Raw genomic sequence first — 18,177 nt, 5'->3', positions numbered from 1 at the left:
CCGACCGCAGCCGCAGCAGCCGCGGCGGTGCGCGCCGCGACCGCGAGGAGCGTACGGATCTGCGTCAGACGGAGCGCGGACGCGGCGGCGCACGCAAAGGACGCAAGGGCCGCACAGCAGCGTCGGCACCGGTACAGAAGGCGGAGATTGCACGCCCGAAGCATATCAAACTGCCCGAGTCAATCGCCGTCAAGGATCTTGCGTCCAAGATGAGCTACACGGCATCAGATATCATCAAGAAGCTCATGCTCATGGGCGTTATGGCGAGCATCAACCAGGAGATCGATTACGATACGGCGGCCCTCGTCGCCGGAGAGTTCGGCGTGACAACGGAGGAACTGCCGCCGGATGTTGATCCGACGTTGATCCCGGAGGTCGAGGACGATCCGAAGTCGCTCAAAGATCGTCCGCCGGTCGTCACTGTCATGGGTCACGTCGACCACGGCAAGACCTCGCTGCTCGATGCCATCCGCAACACCTCCGTCAGTACGCATGAGGCGGGCGGAATCACCCAGCACATCGGCGCATATCAGGTCATCTGCCAAGGCAAGAAGATCGTCTTCCTCGATACGCCGGGTCATGAGGCGTTCACAGCGATGCGCGCACGCGGCGCGCAGATCACAGACGTTGCGATTCTCGTTGTTGCAGCGGACGACGGCGTTATGCCGCAGACCATTGAGGCGATCGACCATGCGAAATCGGCCCGGGTACCCATCATCATTGCGATCAATAAGATCGATAAGCCCGGAGCCAACCCCGAACGCGTCAAGCAGGAACTTATGGAGTACGGGCTGGTCGCTGAGGAATACGGCGGCGACACCATCATGGTGCCCGTTTCCGCAAAGCAGCGCACCGGCATTGATGACCTGCTCGAGAACATCCTGCTCGTCGCCGAGGTCGAGGAACTCAAAGCAAATCCAAACCGCGAAGCGCGCGGCGTCATCATCGAGGCGAAACTCGACAAGGGGCGCGGCTCCGTTGCAACCGTGCTCGTTCAGAGCGGTACGCTGCGTATCGGCGACTCCATTGTCGTCGGCACGGCATACGGCCATGTGCGCGCGATGATCAACGACCGCGGGGACAATGTCAAGAAGGCTGGCCCGTCGATGCCGGTTGAGATTCTCGGCCTGAACGATGTACCGGCGGCGGGCGACATTCTCGCCGCTGTCGACGAGAAGCAGGCACGCTCCATTGCTGAGGCCCGCCTCGGCAATCAGCGCCGTGATCTCATCAAGTCGAAGAGCGTCACGCTTGATGCTCTTTTCCAGCAGATCCAGCAGGGCGACATCAAAGACCTCAACATCGTCGTCAAGGCTGACGTGCAGGGTTCCGTCGAGGCTCTTAACTCCGCGCTCCTCGGGCTCAACAAGAACGACGAGGTACGCGTGAACATCGTGCATTCGGGCGTCGGTGCCGTCAGTGAGTCGGATATCATGCTCGCAACCGCGTCCAAGGCGATCGTCATCGCGTTCAACGTCCGTCCGGACGCGAACGCGCGCCGTCTTGCCGATACGGAGGACGTGGACATCCGTACCTATCGCGTCATTTATGATGCACTGAACGATGTGAAGGATGCGATGAGCGGCATGCTGCGGCCCAAATATAAGGAAGTCACTCAGGGGCGCGTTGAGATCCGCCAGGTTATGCGTTTCTCCAAGGCTCTTGTCGCGGGTTCCTATGTTCTCGAGGGCAAGATTCACAGCAACTCGAAGATCCGTATTCTGCGCGACAACGTCGAACTTTTCGACGGGGAGATCGACTCCCTGCGCCGCTTTAAGGACGAGGTGAAGGAAGTTGCCGCAGGCTATGAGTGCGGCATCTCCATCGTCGACTTCCGTGATTTTGCGGAAGGGGACATCATCGAGGCCTATACGATGGAGGAGATCGAGACCTCTATTGCCGAGGCGAATAAGGCGGCGGAGCAAAAGCGCGAAGCGCAGGCTGCCGCGGCCGCTGCGGCAGAAGCAGAAGCCGGCGAGACGGCGGAATAAATCATCTGAAATAGAGGTGCAGTTCTTTGCTTCCAACGGGGGCAGGGGGCTGTACTCTTTGTATAGCGTTGTTTATCAGTGATTCCTAGAGAGAGGAGGCGTGCCTTGGCAAAGGTTCGCGTTGAAAAGCTCCAGGAGCTTATGAAACAGGAAATCAGCGACATTATTTTCCATGAATTGAAAGACCCGCGGATCGGTTTCGTGACAGTGACGTCTGTCGCATGCACAGAGGATCTGCGCGAGGCGAAGATCTACGTCAGCGTCATGGGCGATGAAAAGAAGGCGCGCGATACGCTGAACGGGCTCAACAGCTCGCTTGGATTTGTGCGGCGCGAGATCGGCAAACGGATTCGTCTGCGCTTTACGCCGGAGATCAGCTTTGCGCTCGATACTTCTCTGAGTTACAGCGATCATATCCAGCGGCTGCTGAATGAGATTCATGAGGATCGTCCGGCGGGAGAAAAGGAGGAGGAAGGATGAAGATCTCACTTGATGAGGCGGCAAAGCTGCTCAAGGATGCGCAGACTATAATTCTCACCTCCCATATTCGGCCCGATGGTGATTCCGTCGGTTCGACGCTCGGCCTCATGCACTTCCTTCGTGCCCAGGGGAAGGATGCGCATGTGCTCATTGACGATGAGATCCCACGGATCTTCAACGTCCTTCCGGGCGTAGAGACGATTGCGCGGCCGGAAGAGGGCGTGCGTTATACTGCCGATCTGCTGGTCGTCTGCGATGTCGAACTGAAGCGTACGGGGGCAGTCGTGCCGTCCGTGGATGCGGTGCACGTGCTCAACATCGATCATCATGTAACGAATGATGAGGAAGCAGAGTTTCTCTATCTGAATTCGGATGATGCCGCCACATGCGAGATCATGCATGATCTTATTCTCCAGATGGGCGGCACGTTTACGCTGGATATTGCAACCTGCCTCTATACAGGTATAGCAACGGATACGGGGTTCTTCCGCTTTTCCAATACGACGCCGCATACGATGCGTGCGGCTGCGGATTTTTTGGAGATCGGCGTCAAGCAGAGCAAGATTGCGGTTGCTATGGAGATGAAGTCGTACGATGAAGTGATGGCACAGGTCAAGGCGATCCGCAATCTGGAAATGTTTTACGACGGGCGGGTTGCCGCGGTCTTTATCGACGAGGAGAAGGCTCGTGAGGTTACGACGACAGAGGGGCTGCTCGATAAACTCCGCGTGATTGAGGGAACGCAGGTCGTCTTCTTCATGAAATGGCTGGAGAAGGACACCTATCGCGTCAGCATGCGCTCGAAAGGGCCGAATGTCTCGCGCATTGCGCAGGGGCTCGGCGGCGGCGGACATATCCGCGCGGCCGGCTGCACGCTTTACGGCTCCTTTGATGAGGCGAAGCGGACGATTCTCACCGCGATTGGGGAGGAGCTGAACCGTTAGCTGTGGACGGATTCATCAATGTGCTGAAACCAACGGGGCTTTCGTCGCACGATGTCGTTGACATTGTGCGGCGTATTTTTAAGCAGAAGCGCGTGGGTCATGCGGGGACACTCGATCCTGCGGCGGCGGGCGTCCTGCCCGTTGCACTCGGACGGGCTGCGCGTCTCGTGGAGTACATGGAGGGGGCGGACAAGTCCTATCGTGCGGAGATTGCATTCGGCTATGCGACGGATACGGGAGATGTCTACGGTGATGTCATCGCATCCGCCGCGCACCCTGTCCTCCCTCCGGAGGAGGAGCTGCACGCCGTACTCCTGCGCTTTGTCGGGCAGATCAGGCAGACGCCGCCCGCGTATTCAGCGATCAAGATTGGCGGTCAGCGTGCCTATGACCTGGCACGGCAGGGGACAGAGGTGGAGATGAGGGCGCGCAGTGTTATGATTCATCGTCTGGAGCTCCTGTACGCCGATGCGGAGCGGCGGCGCATTCTCGTCGATGTGGACTGCGGAAAGGGGACGTACATTCGCTCCCTCTGCATGGATATCGGCGCAGCGATTGGTTTGCCCGCAACGATGAGCTTTCTCCTGCGCGTGCGTGTCGGCAGATTTTCCCTTGCGGACGCCCATACGCTCGAGGAGTTGGCGCAGGTGAGGGAAGCTGCGCTGCGGCCCTCTGACAGCGCGATTGATCTTCCCCGTTATGAACTCGACCCGCAGCGCATCAAGGCGTTTTACAGCGGGCTTTCGACGTCGGAGCGGCGCATGGAACTTGCCGCGGGATTCTATCGCGTGTATGCGGAGGGGATTTTTCTCGGCATCGGGCGCTATGACGCCGCAGAGCGGGAGATGTATCCTGCAAAGGCATTTCCTCCGGTATGAATATTGAGGGATGCTGTACGAAGCGAAAAGCTTTGTGCGGCATCCCTTTTGTTTTGAGAATGGCACGCTCTGTGCTATAATGGCAGGAATAACGAAGGAGGATTATGCACATGAAGATAGATGACGTGATACACGGGTTTCGCCGGATTCGCTCAGAGGAGGTTAAGGAGGCAGAGGGGACGGCGCATACGTTTGTTCACGAGAAGACGGGCGCACGTCTCTTCTTTTTGGAGACGGCAGATGACAACAAGGTCTTTTCAATCAGCTTCCGCACGCCGCCCGTGGATGATACAGGGGTGGCGCATATCGTGGAGCATTCCGTGCTCTGCGGCTCACGCAAGTACCCGCTGAAGGAGCCGTTCGTCGAACTCGTAAAGGGCTCGCTCAATACCTTCCTCAACGCGATGACGTTTCCGGACAAGACGATGTATCCCGTCGCCAGCCGCAACGCGCGCGACTTTCAGAATCTGATGGATGTCTATCTCGACGCCGTATTCTATCCGGCGATGCGCACGAATCCGCAGGTGCTCATGCAGGAGGGCTGGCACTACGAGCTGGACGATGCAGATGCGCCGCTTCGGTACAGCGGCGTTGTCTACAACGAGATGAAGGGAGCACTCTCCGCGCCCGACGATCTCCTTGGCAGCCGCATCATGGCCGCGCTCTATCCCGATACAACCTACGGCTATGAGTCGGGCGGCGATCCCGAAGCGATCCCCAATCTCACCCAGGAGATGTTCCTCGACTTCCATGCGCGGTATTATCACCCGTCAAACAGCTACATCTATCTCTACGGTGATCTTGACATTGAGGAGAAGCTCGCCTACCTCGACCGCGCGTATCTCTCGCATTTTGACCGGATTCCCGTGCCCTCGCGCATCGATCGCCAGCAGCCGTTTGCGGGGCTGATCAAAAAGGAACATTTCTATCCGATCGGAGCAGAGGAGCCACTCGAGGAGAATTCCTTCCTCTCGCTGAACTGGGTGATCGGCGATACGTCTGATATGAAGCGCATCATGGCGCTCCAGATTCTCGATCACGCGCTCCTGCGGATGCAGGGAGCGCCGCTCCGTCAGGCGCTCATCGATGCGGGACTTGGGCGCGATGTTGACTCCAACTTTGAGAGCGACATCCTCCAGCCGTTCTTCAGCATTGTTGTCAGCAAGTCGGAGATGTCGCGCGCGGATGAATTCGTACGCATTGTAAAGAATACGCTGACGCAGCTTGCGGACGGCGGCCTCGATCACACACTCGTACAGGCTTCGCTTAATACACTTGAGTTCCGTCTGCGCGAATCGGATTTCGGCACCTCGCCGAAGGGGCTTATCTACGGCATCCGCATGATGAAGACATGGCTGTACGACGGGGCACCTGCTAACTATCTGCGTTATGAGGATGTGCTGGCATCGCTCAAGGAGGGCCTTGCGGACGGCTATTTCGAACAGGTTATCCGTACATCCTTCCTCGAGAATCCGCATGAGGCGCTCGTGACGCTTGCACCGAGCCGGACACTTGGGCAGGAGCGCGAGGCTGCGCAGGCAAAGATCCTAGCAGAGAAGAAGGCGGCAATGAGCGCGGCGGAGATCGCGGAGGTCATGCGTTCCTGCGCGCAGCTCAAGGCGGCACAGGAGGAGCCGGATACGGAGGAGGCGCTTGCGTCCATCCCCATCCTCACGCGTGCGGATATCCGAAAGGATGCGGAGCAGCTGCCGCTCGAGATCCGTGATCTCGCAGGGACAAAGCTGCTCTATTCCGGCATCGAGACGAACGGCATTGTCTATCTGAACTTTTACTTCCCGATGGCTGCAGTTGCGCAGAAGGACCTGCCCTATGCCTATCTCCTTGCAGAGATCCTCGGCTCGGTCGATACGGCGCAGCACAGCTATGCGGAGCTTGCGAAGCTGCGCAGCCTCTATACGGGCGGCATCGGGGCGGACATCGTCGCCTATACACGCGCGGGTGAGCCGGACTCGCTCCTGCCGCGTTTTAAGCTGCGTGCAAAGGTGCTGAAGGAGAATCTGCCGCGTCTCTTTGATCTCCTCGCCGAGATGATCACCGAGAGCGATTTCTCCGGGGCAAAGCGCATCCGTGAGCTCATCGACGAGGAAAAGACGGGGATGGAACTCTCCCTGCAGCGTGCGGCAAACCAGGTTGTTGCCTCGCGCATTGCAGCGTATCTGACGGCATCGGGACGCTATGCCGAGACCGGCGGGCTGCCGTTCCATGAGTTCCTCGCGTCGTTCAAGAACGACTTTTCTGCGCGTCATGCGGAGATGCAGGAAGCGTTTGCCCGTATTCTGCCGCAGATATTCAATCGGAACGGTCTGATCGTGAGCGTCACAGCACCCGCGGCAGGCTATGATGAGATTGCTGCAGGTCTGGCGGATTTTCAGAAAAAACTTTCGGCAGAGAGCTTCCCAGCGGCGCCGTATACATGGGAGATCACCGCGCGCAACGAAGGACTCACGACGCAGAGCCGCGTGCAGTATGTGGCGAAGGGCGCGAACTTCATCAAGCTCGGCTACAACTATACAGGCGTCCTGCGGGTGCTTGAGACACTGCTCCGCTATGATTACTTCTGGACACGCATCCGCGTGCAGGGCGGCGCCTATGGCGCAATGACGCAGTTCAACCGCAACGGCTTCATGATATTCTCCTCCTACCGCGATCCAAATCTCGCGGAGACATTTGCCGTGCTCAATGAGACGGCGGACTATGTGCGGACGTTCGATGTGTCGGACCGCGAGATGGACAAGTTCATCATCGGCACGATGAGCGGCGTGGATACGCCGATGACCCCGCAGATGAAGGGAGATACCGCGGCGACGTTCTACCTGCGCGGCATCACATGGGAGGATCGCCAGCGTGCACGCGAGGAGATCCTTGCAGCGCGTCAGGAGGATGTCCGTGCGCTTGCTCCGCTCGTCGAGGCTGCTATGCGTGCCGACGTGCGCTGCGTACTCGGCGGCGAGGAAAAAATTCGGGCGAATGCCGCGCTCTTTGGAGAGGTGCGCCCCGCACTTCGTACCTGACACGCATCCGATAAAAATTTTGACTTTTCATGTCGTGCGTGGGATAATAGGAACAGATGAATTTGAAGGGGGAGCTTGCCATGAAAAAGCTTGTTTTCCGTGGCGCAGGCGTTGCTGTCATTACGCCGTTTACCGAAACAGGAATCAATTATCCGGAACTTGGACACATCATTGAGGACCAGATTGCGGGCGGGACCGATGCCATCATTATCACGGGCACAACGGGAGAGTCTGCGACGATGACGGATGCGGAGCACCGCGGGGCGATTCGCTTTGCTGTGGAGCAGGTAAAGGGGCGTATTCCCGTGGTTGCGGGCACAGGCTCGAATGAGACCTCCTATGCGATTGAACTCTCGAAGTATGCGGAGGAGGTCGGGGCAGATGCGCTTCTCCTTGTCACGCCGTATTACAACAAATGTACGCAGAACGGTCTCATTGCGCACTATAGAGCAATTGCGGACAGCGTCAATATCCCCTCGATCCTCTATAATGTCCCCTCGCGCACGGGCGTCAACATCAAGACGGAGACCTATGTGCAGCTTGCAAAGCATCCGCGCATCGTCGCGGTCAAGGAGGCGAGCGGCGATCTCTCGGCGATCCTGCGCCTGCGTGCGGCTGTCGGCGATGAGCTCGCGGTCTACTCGGGCAACGATGATCAGATCGTGCCCATCCTCTCGCTCGGCGGGCAGGGCGTGATCTCTGTGCTCTCAAATATCGCGCCGCAGCTCACACATGATATCTGCCGGAACTATTTCGATGGCAATGCCGCAGAGGCAGCGCGCCTGCAGATCGCATGCACCGATCTCGTCGATGCGCTCTTTTGCGAGGTGAATCCGATCCCGGTCAAGACGGCGATGCGCCGTCTCGGCTATGATGCGGGCCCTTTGCGCATGCCGCTCTCCGAGATGGAGCCTGCGAATGCGGCGAAGCTGGATGCAGCTCTGCGTGCGCACAATCTTATCTGAATAAAACATTTGACAGACGCCCTCATTTCATGTAAAATGTGCAAAACATATGAAATGGGGGTTGTTTAGTATGAATTTGAAAAGATGCCTTTTGGGGCTGACTATTTTTGCCGTTGCAGTGTTCGGTCTTGCGGGCTGCGGTACAGGGGAGAAGACAGCATCAAATGTTTGGCGCGTCGGAACGGATGCAAGTTATGCGCCGTTTGGGTTTCAGGATGAGAAGTCGCATGAGTATGTCGGCTTCGACATCGACATCATCCGCGCGATTGCAGAGACGCAGGGGCATGAGGTTGCAATCAAGAACCTCAATTTTGACGGGCTGATTCCTGCGCTTCAGACGGGGGATCTCGATATTGCCATCTCGGATATGACAATCAATGAGGAGCGAGCCAAGACCGTGGATTTCACGGATTCTTACTACAAGGCGGGGCTGAGTATGGTCGTCCGCGCGGATGAGACGCGCATCAACAGCTTTGATGATTTGGAGGGGCTGCGTATCGGCGTGACGATCGGTTCGACGGGCGCAGAGGCTGCACGCGGCATTCCAAATGCCGATCTGCACGAGTTCAGCACGATCTCAGATGCCTTTCTCGATCTCTACAACGGCGGTGTTGATGCCGTTGTGAATGATACGCCTGTCGATGAGTACTATGTCGAGAACAAAGGCAAGGGCATTGCAAAGGTTGTGCCTGCGCAGATCAACCAGGAGGACCTCGGCATTGCAGTCAAGAAGGGCAATGCGGAACTGCTCGGCCAGCTCAATGCAGGGCTGAAGACGATCAAGGAGAATGGAAAATACGCGGAGATCTACCGCAAGTGGTTCGGAAAGGAGCCGCCGGCGAAATGACCGCAGTGGGACAAAAGGCATATGGAGGAGGGACCGGATTGAACGTCATTGAAGAGCGTCTTGCCGTGCAGGACGTGATTGTGCTCGACGGTGCGTTTGCGACGGAACTCGAGGCGCGTGGTTTTTCGGTGAATGATGCTCTCTGGTCGGCGAAGGCTCTCTTTGAGCGGCCCGATCTTGTGCGCGAGGTTCACCTGGACTATCTGCGCGCCGGTGCCGATGTGGTGACGAGTGCAAGTTATCAGGCGACCGTGGAGGGGTTTCAAAAACGCGGGTTCAGCGCAGAGGAAGCCGCGGCACTCCTGCAGACGTCCGTGCACCTGGCACAGGAGGCACGCGATTTGTATCTTGCGGAACACGGGGCAGGCGGAAGTGCACCGCTCGTGGCGGCATCGGTCGGCCCGTACGGGGCATATCTTGCTGACGGCTCCGAGTATCGGGGAAACTACGGCATCGACGAGGATGCGCTGACCGCATTTCATGCGGAGCGTCTCGCGATTCTTGCTGCAGCGCACCCCGACCTGCTCGCCTGCGAGACCCTGCCGTGTCTTGTCGAGGCACGCGCTGTTGTGCGTGCGCTGCGTGAAAAGGAGATTTGCATCCCTGCGTGGTTTTCGTTCTCCTGCCGCGATGCGGCACACATCAGCGACGGCACACCGATTGCGGTGTGTGCGCGCTGGCTGGACAGCGTTCCGGAGGCTGCGGCGGTCGGACTGAACTGCACTGCGCCGCAGCATGTTGAGGAACTCATCCGCGCAATCCGTCGGGAGACGGAGAAGCCGATTGTCATCTACCCGAACTCCGGGGAGAGTTACGACGCATCGGATAAGACGTGGCACGGCGCAGCAGAGAATTTTGCTGCGGCAGCCCGCCGCTGGCGTGCTGCGGGTGCACGCATCATCGGCGGATGCTGCCGGACGGGGCCGCGGGATATTGCCGCGATTGCGGTATGGGCCAAGGAAAAAGCAGAGTGAGGTAGTAAATATGGCGGATGCACAGACAGAGATTGACCTCGCGCGTGCAGAGCACGCAATGCGCGAGTTTCTGGCGGCGGTCGGGCTCGATCTCACGGCGCAGGGCATGAAGGATACTCCCGCGCGTGCCGCGGAACTCTATGCGGAACTCTTTTCAGGGCTGCGCTCTGATCCGCAGAAACTCTGGACGAATGCAATGACGGAGGAGACGGACGGGCTCGTTGCCGTGCGTACGATTCCGTTCCATTCGGTATGCGAGCATCATCTGCTTCCCTTTTTCGGCACGGCACATATTGTCTATCGCCCGCACGCAGGACGCGTGGCGGGCTTTGGCATTTTCACGCAGCTGGTCGATCTCATGGCGCGCCGCCCGCAGCTGCAGGAGCGCCTGACGGAGGACATTGCGCGCGAGATTGAACGGGGGCTTGGTGCGGAGGGCGTGCTCGTTGTGCTCGATGCGCGCCAGCTTTGCATGACGATGCGCGGGGAACGCGCGCACGGCACACGGACAACGACCTCAGCATGCCGGGGCATTTTCCGTGAAGATAAGGCAAAGGAACTTCAGGCATGGCAGATGTTAGGAGAATGGGACAGTGCAGAGAACATATCGATTCCGTGACGGCAAGGAACTGGCGATCGGCGGGCGGACGCTCGTCATGGGCATTCTGAATGTGACGCCGGACTCGTTTTCGGACGGCGGGAAGTGGAACACGCGAGACCGTGCCCTTCGCCATATGGAGGAGATGGTGCGTGACGGCGCCGACATCATCGACGTCGGTGCGGAGTCCAGCCGTCCCGGATTCGTTCCGATGGGCGCACGCGAGGAGATCGAACGGCTCATGCCCTTTCTTGAGAGTGTGCTGGCGGAGTGTCCCGTACCGGTTTCTGTCGATACGTTCAAGGCGGAGACGGCGCGTGCGGCTCTCTATGCGGGTGCGCATCTGCTGAATGATATCTGGGGCCTGCAGTATGCGGAGGAGCCGGGAGAGATGGCGCGCGCGGCGGCAGAGGCGGATGTGCCCGTTGTTGTGATGCACAACCAGAACGGGACGGCATACAGCGAGGATATCATCGCATCGATGCGGGAGTTCTTTGTGCGTTCGCTTGTACTTGCCGATGAGGCCGGGCTTGCACGGGAGAACATCATCCTCGATCCCGGGATCGGTTTCGGCAAGACAGTGGAGCAGAATATGCATGTCCTTCGGCGGATGGATGAGCTGATCTCCTTTGACGGCACGGAATATCCCATCCTCCTTGGGGCAAGCCGCAAGAGCTTTATCGGCGCGGCGCTTGATCTTCCGGTCGAGGAACGCATGGAGGCGACGGGGGCAGCATGCATCCTGGGCATCACGCGCGGAGCCTCCATTGTGCGCGTGCACGATGTGAAGCCGATTGCACGCATGTGCCGCATGACGGACGCGATATTGGGAGCATGATATGGACAAGATTTTTCTGTGCGGCATGACCTTTGCGGCAGCGCACGGCGTGCTGCCGCACGAGAAGGAGATGCGCCAGCGCTTCGTCGTGGATGCGGAGCTGCTGCTCGATCTGCACGCAGCAGGACTGCACGATGATGTTGCAGAAACAGTGAACTATGCCGAGGTCTATGAAATTGTGCGCAGGACGATTGAGGGCGCACCGAAGAATCTGATTGAGTCACTTGCCGAGGACATTGCAGAGCAGGTGCTGAGTACTTTTTCGATGATTCGGGGTGCCAGCATCACCGTTCATAAACCGGAGGCACCGATTCCGGGCATCTTCTCGGATGTCGGCGTATGCATCACGCGGGAGCGGAAAGCGCCGTGAAACAGACGGCATACATCGGCCTTGGGGCAAATCTCGGCGCGCGCGGAGAGACAATGCGTGCGGCGCTGCGGGCTCTGGCAGAGCTTTCATTCGTTCAAATCGACTGCGTATCTTCATTTTATGAAACACCGCCATGGGGAAAGATCGATCAGCCGCCTTTTCTCAATGCTGCAGCGTGTGTTTCCTTTGCCGGTGCGCCGCACTCCCTGATCGGGGAGATGCAGCGCATCGAGCGGGAGCTCGGCCGCGTGCGGCGCGAACACTGGGGGGCGCGGACGATCGATCTCGACCTCCTGTACGTTGATGGAGTGACGACCTCGGACGATGTGCTGACCTTGCCGCATCCCTATCTGACGGAGCGCGCGTTCGTGCTTGTCCCGCTCGCGGAGATTGCGCCTGATCTGACCGTGCGCGGGAGGGCGGTATTTGCATGGCTGCAGCATGCGGATGCGTCAGGTATTGTGCGTGCGCCGGAGCTCTCTGTGCCGTATCCGCTGAACCTCATCGCCGCCTGTGACGCGGCGGGCGGAATCGGGCGCGGCGGTCAGCTGCTCGTCCGCTGCCCCGAGGACATGGCGTATTTCCGCAGACAGACGATGGGCGGAATCGTTGTCATGGGGCGGAGGACAATGGAGAGCCTGCCGGAGCAGCGGCCGCTCGAGGGACGGGAGAATATTGTTCTGTCGCGAACGCTTGAACGGGCAGACGGATTTCATGTTGTGCAGGAGATTTCGGAACTATGGACGCTGCTCGGGCGCCTCGCATTTGACGAACCTCGTCCGATCTTTGTCATCGGCGGCGAGGAATGCTATCGCCTCCTTCTGCCATATGTCTGGCGTGCTCATGTGACACGACTGCCCGGCAGATATGAGGCAGACGTTTTTTTTCCGCCGCTTGACGGCTTTATTTGCACAGAGAAACGCGCCGGAGAAAACTGTATTTTTGAAATTTACGAGAGAGTTTAATATGGCAAAGGCAATTTTTAAAAATGACTGGCAGGAACTCCTTGCAGATGAGATGGCGCAGCCGTACTATCGGGAACTGCGCCAATTCCTCATCGTAGAGTACCGCACAAAGCGCATCTATCCGGATATGTTTGCGATCTTTAACGCACTGCACTACACAAGTTTTGCGGATACGAAGGTCGTCATCCTCGGACAGGATCCGTATCACGGCGACGGGCAGGCGCACGGGCTCTCGTTCTCCGTGCAGGTCGGCGTCGAGCCGCCGCCGTCTCTGCTGAATATCTATCGGGAACTGCAGGACGATCTCGGGATCGCGCCGCCGGGGCACGGCTGCCTCATCCCCTGGGCGCAGCAAGGCGTGCTGCTCCTCAACACCGTGCTTACCGTGCGCGCCCATGCGGCAGCCTCTCATCAGGGACATGGCTGGGAGCGGTTCACCGATCATATCATTCAGCTGCTCGGCGCACGCGAGCGGCCGCTTGCCTTTATCCTTTGGGGCAGTCCTGCGCGGCGCAAGCGCAGCCTCATCACGAATCCGCGTCACCTCATTGTCGAATCGCCGCATCCGAGCCCGCTCTCGGCGCATCGCGGTTTCTTCGGCAGCCGGCCATTCTCGCGTGTCAATTCCTTTCTCACGGCGGCAGGTGAGACGCCAATCGAGTGGCAGCTGCCGCCGGAGAGCGAGATCGAAGCGTAGTATTGAGACTCTCGGAGAGGAGAAACATCATGAAACTATCATCCCTGCGCAGCATCTGTGCCCTCGGACTGCTCGCCTGTCTCGGCGGCTGCGGCACGCCTGCCGCGACATCGGCGGAGATGCCGCATGAGATCGTACAGAAGAACGTGCCGACAGACGGGCAGAAGGAGATCTATCTTGCGGGCGGCTGCTTTTGGGGGACAGAGCTTTATGTGAGCCTCGTAAACGGCGTTGTTTCGGCAGAGAGCGGCTATGCAAACGGCCGCACATCGCATCCCTCATACCGTGAGGTGTGCAGCGGGAGCGGTCATGCAGAGACGGTGCACATTGTCTACGATCCGCGCATTGTAGATCTTGACAGCCTTCTGACCGCTTTTTATGACTCCATTGATCCGACGGCGAAGGACCGGCAGGGCAACGACATCGGAGCTCAGTACCGCTCCGGCATTTACTATGCGGCGCATGCGGACGGCAGTGAAAATCCGGATGCGGCAGTGATCCGCGCATCGCTGGATGCCCTTCAAAAACAAATCGGCAAGCCTCTTGCGATCGAGACGGGGCCGATTGTGAACTTCTACCGTGCGGAGGAGGAGCATCAGGAGTATCTTGAGAAGAACCCGAACGGTTACTGCCACATCTCGCCTGCCCTCATCGGGCAGATGCGGGAGAGGCGCGCAGCCGCACAGAATGCTGCACCGCAGGCGAAACACAGCTTTGTGAAACCCTCTGATGCTGAACTCAAGGCGCGGCTGACTGAGATGCAGTACGCTGTCACCCAGGAGAAAGCGACCGAACGCCCCTTCCTCAACGAGTATGACCATGAATTTCGTGAGGGCATCTACTGCGATATTACCACGGGGGAGCCGCTCTTCATCTCTGCGGACAAGTATGACTCCGGCTGCGGGTGGCCGGCATTCTCACGGCCGATCGACGATGCACTGATCGCAGAGCATGAAGACCGTTCCTATGGCATGGTTCGTACGGAGGTTACTGCGGCGGGCAGTGGTGCGCATCTCGGGCACGTCTTTGATGACGGCCCTACAGAGACCGGCGGCCTGCGCTACTGCATCAACAGCGCGTCCCTGCGGTTCATTCCGAAGGAGGACATGGAGAAAGAGGGCTATGGAGACTATCTCTATTTGCTGGAAAAATAAACCCGGAAAATCCCAGCGTATTGAGATAATTCGTAAAATATCTCTTTGTCATATTGACAAGTACTTCTTCCAATGTTATCTTTATCAAAGTCTTTTGTGAAAACTTTATAGCAATTGGATCAGGTGTTGCAGGGACTCTGCGCGGTCTCTGCATACTTAATAGAAAATCCGGTGAAAGGATCATGAACAGCAATGGGATGCTGTGATGCCTGCGAAGCCGGAGCGGTCCCGCCACTGTAACAGTGAGCAAGTCTGCACGAGAATGCCGCGTGCATTTTCGAGAATGTCACTGAGGTTATCCTTGGGAAGGCGCAGACGTGCGATGAACTGGAGCCAGGAGAACTGCCTGATTGACAATCGCCGTTTGACCTGCGAGTGATGGGGATGGAGATTTGCGTGCGGTTTATTTATCATGCTGCCGCTGAGATCCTTTGATGCATACAAGCCCTTTTCTGTATTGGCAGGAAAGGGCTTTTTAATTCGTTTGGGGAAGTTTTCAACAATGAGTGCACATAGAGAGAGTTCTGTGGCAGAAAGGTGACAAAGGAGTATGACAAGAGAGAAGAAGCGGACGCTGGCAATACTTGCAGCTTTTGCCGGAGCGAGTCTTGCGGGGACAGGATATGCCGCGGAGCAGGCGACGGCGGATCAGGTCGAGGTGCATGATTTGAATGAGACCGTTGTGACGGCGCAGCGCCGTGAGAAGCGGGATATCGATACGCCTGCGACGATGACGATCATCACGGCGAAGGAGATTGAGAAGGCGGGCTACCGCAACGTATTCGAAGCCATCGATCAGCAGATCGGTTCAACGAGCACATCTTATGGTGAGGCGGGGCAGGATTTCGGCTTTGCCGCGGGGCGCATTGTTATGCGCGGCTTTGACCGCGGTACGCTCGTCATGGTAAACGGCGTGCCGATGAATCTCAAGAACTATCCGAGCACGGAAGGGATTCCTGCGTCGATGGTAGAGCGCATCGAGATCGTCAAAGGTGCGTCATCGACCCTCTACGGTGCAAACGCAATGGGCGGCGTCGTTAATATTATCTTGAAAAAACCGACGGCAGGGGAGTCGGAATTTAAGCTCAGTCAGACACTGGGCAATTACTTTAAGAAAAGCAATGCGACTTATGTCGGAGATCGTGTCGTCGTTGATGTGAGCCGCGAATGGTCGAAGGATATGCCGCACTCCAATGGATTCGGCATAGATAAGATCTCGTGGGTTGACTGGTGGGTCGGCAAAGGAAAGAAAAATCGTGTCGGCATTATGGCGCAGCTTACGGATGACGTTTCGCTGAACTATAATTATATGGACGCGGATATCACGCGCGGCGGCACTCGCTATGACAAGAATGCTGCGGGGACGGCGCTTGTCCCCGAGGGAACCAAATACAATTATCGTCATAACGACTATCGCCACACGGCAAGCCTCATCTATCAGGGAAAGGAGAATGGGATTCGCGCGCTTCTCGGCTATACCTACCGCAAGGTATGGGGGTACGATTTCATTGCAAACCGTCCATTGGCATCCAATGCAACAATGGACGGAGAGATATTTGATATCCAAAAGAACTGGAGAATTCATGAAGACTCTCTTGTCTTCGGATATTCCTACAAGCGTGAGGCGATTGACACGCCTGCAAGACGGCGTTCTGCCGTGCGTACGGGAAATTCTCTTTATGCTTCTTACAGCAAGCAATTTACACCGAAGTTCAACGTTACGCTTGGCCTGCGCGGTGAGTTCATCAATGACCCTGTAAAGGATCAAAATGTCTTTATGCCGCAGTTCCAGACAAACTATCAATTCGACCGGAATACGGCGTGGTATATCAATATCGGCAAGGCATTCCAGATGCCGACCGTGGATGACAGCTTCAGCTATACGAGGTATAATCCCGCAGGCTTGAAGCCTGAGGAAGGGTGGACTTATGAAACGGGACTCAAAATGCATCGCGGAAACGACACGTGGAAGGCTGCTGTCTACTATATGAATATGAAGAATAAAATCGGCTGGGCAAGAGATTCCGCAACACAGGAAAATTATCCCGTGAACAAGGGGAATTTTAAAAATACAGGTGTCGAAGTCGAATATACAAAACGCTTCAATAATGTATGGCGCTTGACTCTTGGCGGTTCTGTATCCAACCCCGAAGTACAGGATCCGTCAACACGAGCGAAAAAATGGGTGCAGGATGCCGGCCGCCTCGAAGGCCTTGTCCGCCTCGACTATCAGATGGCAAAATGGCAGGGCAATCTGAATCTGAAATATCTCGGTGATCGTGAATATGTTGCACAACGATTTGGAGCAGCACAGGATGTGCCCGATAAAATTCAGCTCAATATGAACGTGATCTACACGGCGGGCAAAGACGATGTGGTCTCACTCGGCATCTACAATCTGCTGAACCGTGAGAACTACTCCAACCGTTACGGCAACCTCGATCTCGGGCGCAACTTCCGCCTGACCTATACGCATGCGTTCTAATGTACAGCTCTGCACGCTTTTGCTGCTCCTCCTTGCAGCCGGTATTCTCCCCGGCTGTGCGGGGGAGCAGCAGAATGCGGCAGAGCCATCTGTGTTTTATCGCGGAACGGATGATACGGGGGTGGAGGTCGTCCTGCGGGAAAAGCCGCAGCGTGTCGTCTCGCTTGGCCTCGCAACAGATGAGATCCTTCTCGCCATTGCGCCGCCCGAGCAGATTGCAGCGCTCACTGCATACGCGGATGATCCTGGACTCTCCTCCATGACGGAGGCGGCGAAGGCTGTCCCGGTAAAACTAAAGGACCGGAGCCCAGAGCGTGTGCTTGCACTGCATCCGGATCTCGTTTTTACCACGGACGGAGTGCCGAAGGAACTCGTGGAGAGTCTGCGCGACCTCGGGCTGACGGTCTATGCTTCACGAACGCCAAAGCGCATCGAGGGAATTTTTACCCGCATCGAGGAGATCGGCAGGCTGATCGGGCAGGAGGAGAACGCTGCGGCCCTCATTGCCGAAAAGCGTGCCCGTCTCGCTGATGTCGAGCGTCGCGTTGGGGACATCCCTGAGGCGGAGCGGCCGATCATTGTCGCGTTTGCGTTCAGCGGCGTATTCGGGCAGAAGGACGGCCTCTTTGACGATATGTGCCGCCATGCGTCTCTGCGCAACGGCGCCGCGATCGTCGGACTGACGGCGGATACGCCCGTCTCGATGGAGCAGATTGTTGCGCTCGATCCGGATGTATTCCTCCTACCGACATGGAGTGCGGAGGGGGAAAAGACGGAGGACTTTCGCCAAAAGCTCCGCAATGATCCTCTGTTCATGCATGTTAAGGCGGTGCGGGAGAATCATCTCTACACCGTGCCCGATACCTATCGTTACAGCGCAGGGCAGAACGCGATTGAGTGCGTCTATGAACTCGCACGTGCGGTCTACCCCGAGCGCTTTGCAGATGTGAAGTAAAGGA

16 protein-coding genes and 1 riboswitch are annotated in these 18,177 nt (G+C 57.5%); all 16 genes read left to right on the top strand.

The genetic code is table 11. The features are described from left to right. A partial coding sequence (gene infB, locus HMPREF7545_RS09220; protein WP_006695474.1) for a translation initiation factor IF-2 occupies positions 1–1,991 on the top strand: 1,991 nt, incomplete at its 5' end. A gap of 105 nt (positions 1,992–2,096) precedes the next feature. Further along, positions 2,097–2,471 carry a 30S ribosome-binding factor RbfA gene (rbfA, locus tag HMPREF7545_RS09215; protein ID WP_040571370.1) on the top strand — a complete coding sequence of 125 codons (375 nt, stop codon included), beginning with the start codon at positions 2,097–2,099 and terminating at the stop codon, positions 2,469–2,471. Beyond that, on the top strand, positions 2,468–3,415 hold the full coding sequence (locus HMPREF7545_RS09210; RefSeq protein WP_006695472.1) for a DHH family phosphoesterase: 948 nt from the start codon (positions 2,468–2,470) through the stop codon (positions 3,413–3,415). Before rbfA ends, HMPREF7545_RS09210 begins: the two co-directional genes overlap by 4 nt. A 2-nt stretch (positions 3,416–3,417) precedes the next feature. After that, positions 3,418–4,293 carry a tRNA pseudouridine(55) synthase TruB gene (gene truB, locus HMPREF7545_RS09205; protein ID WP_006695471.1) on the top strand — a complete coding sequence of 292 codons (876 nt, stop codon included), beginning with the start codon at positions 3,418–3,420 and terminating at the stop codon, positions 4,291–4,293. A gap of 110 nt (positions 4,294–4,403) precedes the next feature. Then, entirely contained in the window at positions 4,404–7,325 is a 2,922-nt protein-coding gene (locus HMPREF7545_RS09200; protein ID WP_040571369.1) for an insulinase family protein, read from the top strand. An 80-nt stretch (positions 7,326–7,405) separates the two neighbouring features. Beyond that, complete coding sequence (dapA, locus tag HMPREF7545_RS09195; protein WP_040571368.1) at positions 7,406–8,290, top strand: 4-hydroxy-tetrahydrodipicolinate synthase; 885 nt, start codon at positions 7,406–7,408, stop codon at positions 8,288–8,290. A 70-nt stretch (positions 8,291–8,360) separates the two neighbouring features. Beyond that, a complete protein-coding gene (locus HMPREF7545_RS09190; protein WP_040571367.1) occupies positions 8,361–9,137 on the top strand; it encodes a basic amino acid ABC transporter substrate-binding protein in 777 nt (258 codons plus the stop codon). A gap of 38 nt (positions 9,138–9,175) precedes the next feature. Beyond that, complete coding sequence (gene mmuM / locus HMPREF7545_RS09185) at positions 9,176–10,111, top strand: homocysteine S-methyltransferase (protein ID WP_040571366.1); 936 nt, start codon at positions 9,176–9,178, stop codon at positions 10,109–10,111. 10 nt (positions 10,112–10,121) lie between these two features. Next, positions 10,122–10,730 (top strand): GTP cyclohydrolase I, encoded by a 609-nt coding sequence (gene folE / locus HMPREF7545_RS09180; RefSeq protein WP_006695466.1) that lies wholly within the window; start codon positions 10,122–10,124, stop codon positions 10,728–10,730. Then, the gene (gene folP / locus HMPREF7545_RS09175; protein WP_040571365.1) at positions 10,705–11,547 is read left to right on the top strand and encodes a dihydropteroate synthase; all 843 of its coding nucleotides are present in this window, start codon (positions 10,705–10,707) and stop codon (positions 11,545–11,547) included. The genes folE and folP overlap by 26 nt, the downstream gene beginning before the upstream one ends. Before the next feature lies 1 nt (position 11,548). Next, positions 11,549–11,917 (top strand): dihydroneopterin aldolase, encoded by a 369-nt coding sequence (gene folB, locus HMPREF7545_RS09170; RefSeq protein WP_006695464.1) that lies wholly within the window; start codon positions 11,549–11,551, stop codon positions 11,915–11,917. After that, positions 11,887–12,882: a 2-amino-4-hydroxy-6-hydroxymethyldihydropteridine diphosphokinase gene (gene folK, locus HMPREF7545_RS09165; protein ID WP_006695463.1), complete on the top strand. Its 996-nt coding sequence runs from the start codon at positions 11,887–11,889 to the stop codon at positions 12,880–12,882. Before folB ends, folK begins: the two co-directional genes overlap by 31 nt. Before the next feature lies 1 nt (position 12,883). Further along, positions 12,884–13,579, top strand: coding sequence for a uracil-DNA glycosylase (locus tag HMPREF7545_RS09160; RefSeq protein WP_006695462.1), 696 nt, complete (start codon positions 12,884–12,886; stop codon positions 13,577–13,579). Positions 13,580–13,608: 29 nt separating this feature from the next. Next, entirely contained in the window at positions 13,609–14,733 is a 1,125-nt protein-coding gene (msrB, locus tag HMPREF7545_RS09155) for a peptide-methionine (R)-S-oxide reductase MsrB (protein ID WP_006695461.1), read from the top strand. A 104-nt stretch (positions 14,734–14,837) separates the two neighbouring features. Next, a riboswitch (cobalamin riboswitch) is annotated at positions 14,838–15,097 on the top strand. Between the two features lie 186 nt (positions 15,098–15,283). Then, positions 15,284–17,218, top strand: a complete 1,935-nt coding sequence (locus HMPREF7545_RS09150) for a TonB-dependent receptor plug domain-containing protein (protein ID WP_006695460.1) — start codon at positions 15,284–15,286, stop codon at positions 17,216–17,218. Further along, a complete protein-coding gene (locus tag HMPREF7545_RS09145; protein ID WP_006695459.1) occupies positions 17,208–18,173 on the top strand; it encodes an ABC transporter substrate-binding protein in 966 nt (321 codons plus the stop codon). Before HMPREF7545_RS09150 ends, HMPREF7545_RS09145 begins: the two co-directional genes overlap by 11 nt. The last annotated feature ends 4 nt before the right edge of the window (positions 18,174–18,177 follow it).

It is taken from the genome of Centipeda noxia ATCC 43541 (assembly GCF_000160555.1).
Classification (GTDB): Bacteria; Bacillota; Negativicutes; order Selenomonadales; family Selenomonadaceae; genus Centipeda; species Centipeda noxia.
This window is presented reverse-complemented; position numbering and strand designations above follow the sequence as displayed.

Coding starts and splice junctions, on each gene's coding strand:
- HMPREF7545_RS09210 (WP_006695472.1), top strand. CDS start 2,468: ATGAAGATCTCACTTGATGAGGCGGCAAAGCTGCTCAAGGATGCGCAG.
- HMPREF7545_RS09200 (WP_040571369.1), top strand. CDS start 4,404: ATGAAGATAGATGACGTGATACACGGGTTTCGCCGGATTCGCTCAGAG.
- dapA (WP_040571368.1), top strand. CDS start 7,406: ATGAAAAAGCTTGTTTTCCGTGGCGCAGGCGTTGCTGTCATTACGCCG.
- HMPREF7545_RS09190 (WP_040571367.1), top strand. CDS start 8,361: ATGAATTTGAAAAGATGCCTTTTGGGGCTGACTATTTTTGCCGTTGCA.
- folE (WP_006695466.1), top strand. CDS start 10,122: ATGGCGGATGCACAGACAGAGATTGACCTCGCGCGTGCAGAGCACGCA.
- folB (WP_006695464.1), top strand. CDS start 11,549: ATGGACAAGATTTTTCTGTGCGGCATGACCTTTGCGGCAGCGCACGGC.
- folK (WP_006695463.1), top strand. CDS start 11,887: ATGCATCACGCGGGAGCGGAAAGCGCCGTGAAACAGACGGCATACATC.
- HMPREF7545_RS09160 (WP_006695462.1), top strand. CDS start 12,884: ATGGCAAAGGCAATTTTTAAAAATGACTGGCAGGAACTCCTTGCAGAT.
- msrB (WP_006695461.1), top strand. CDS start 13,609: ATGAAACTATCATCCCTGCGCAGCATCTGTGCCCTCGGACTGCTCGCC.
- HMPREF7545_RS09150 (WP_006695460.1), top strand. CDS start 15,284: ATGACAAGAGAGAAGAAGCGGACGCTGGCAATACTTGCAGCTTTTGCC.
- HMPREF7545_RS09145 (WP_006695459.1), top strand. CDS start 17,208: ATGCGTTCTAATGTACAGCTCTGCACGCTTTTGCTGCTCCTCCTTGCA.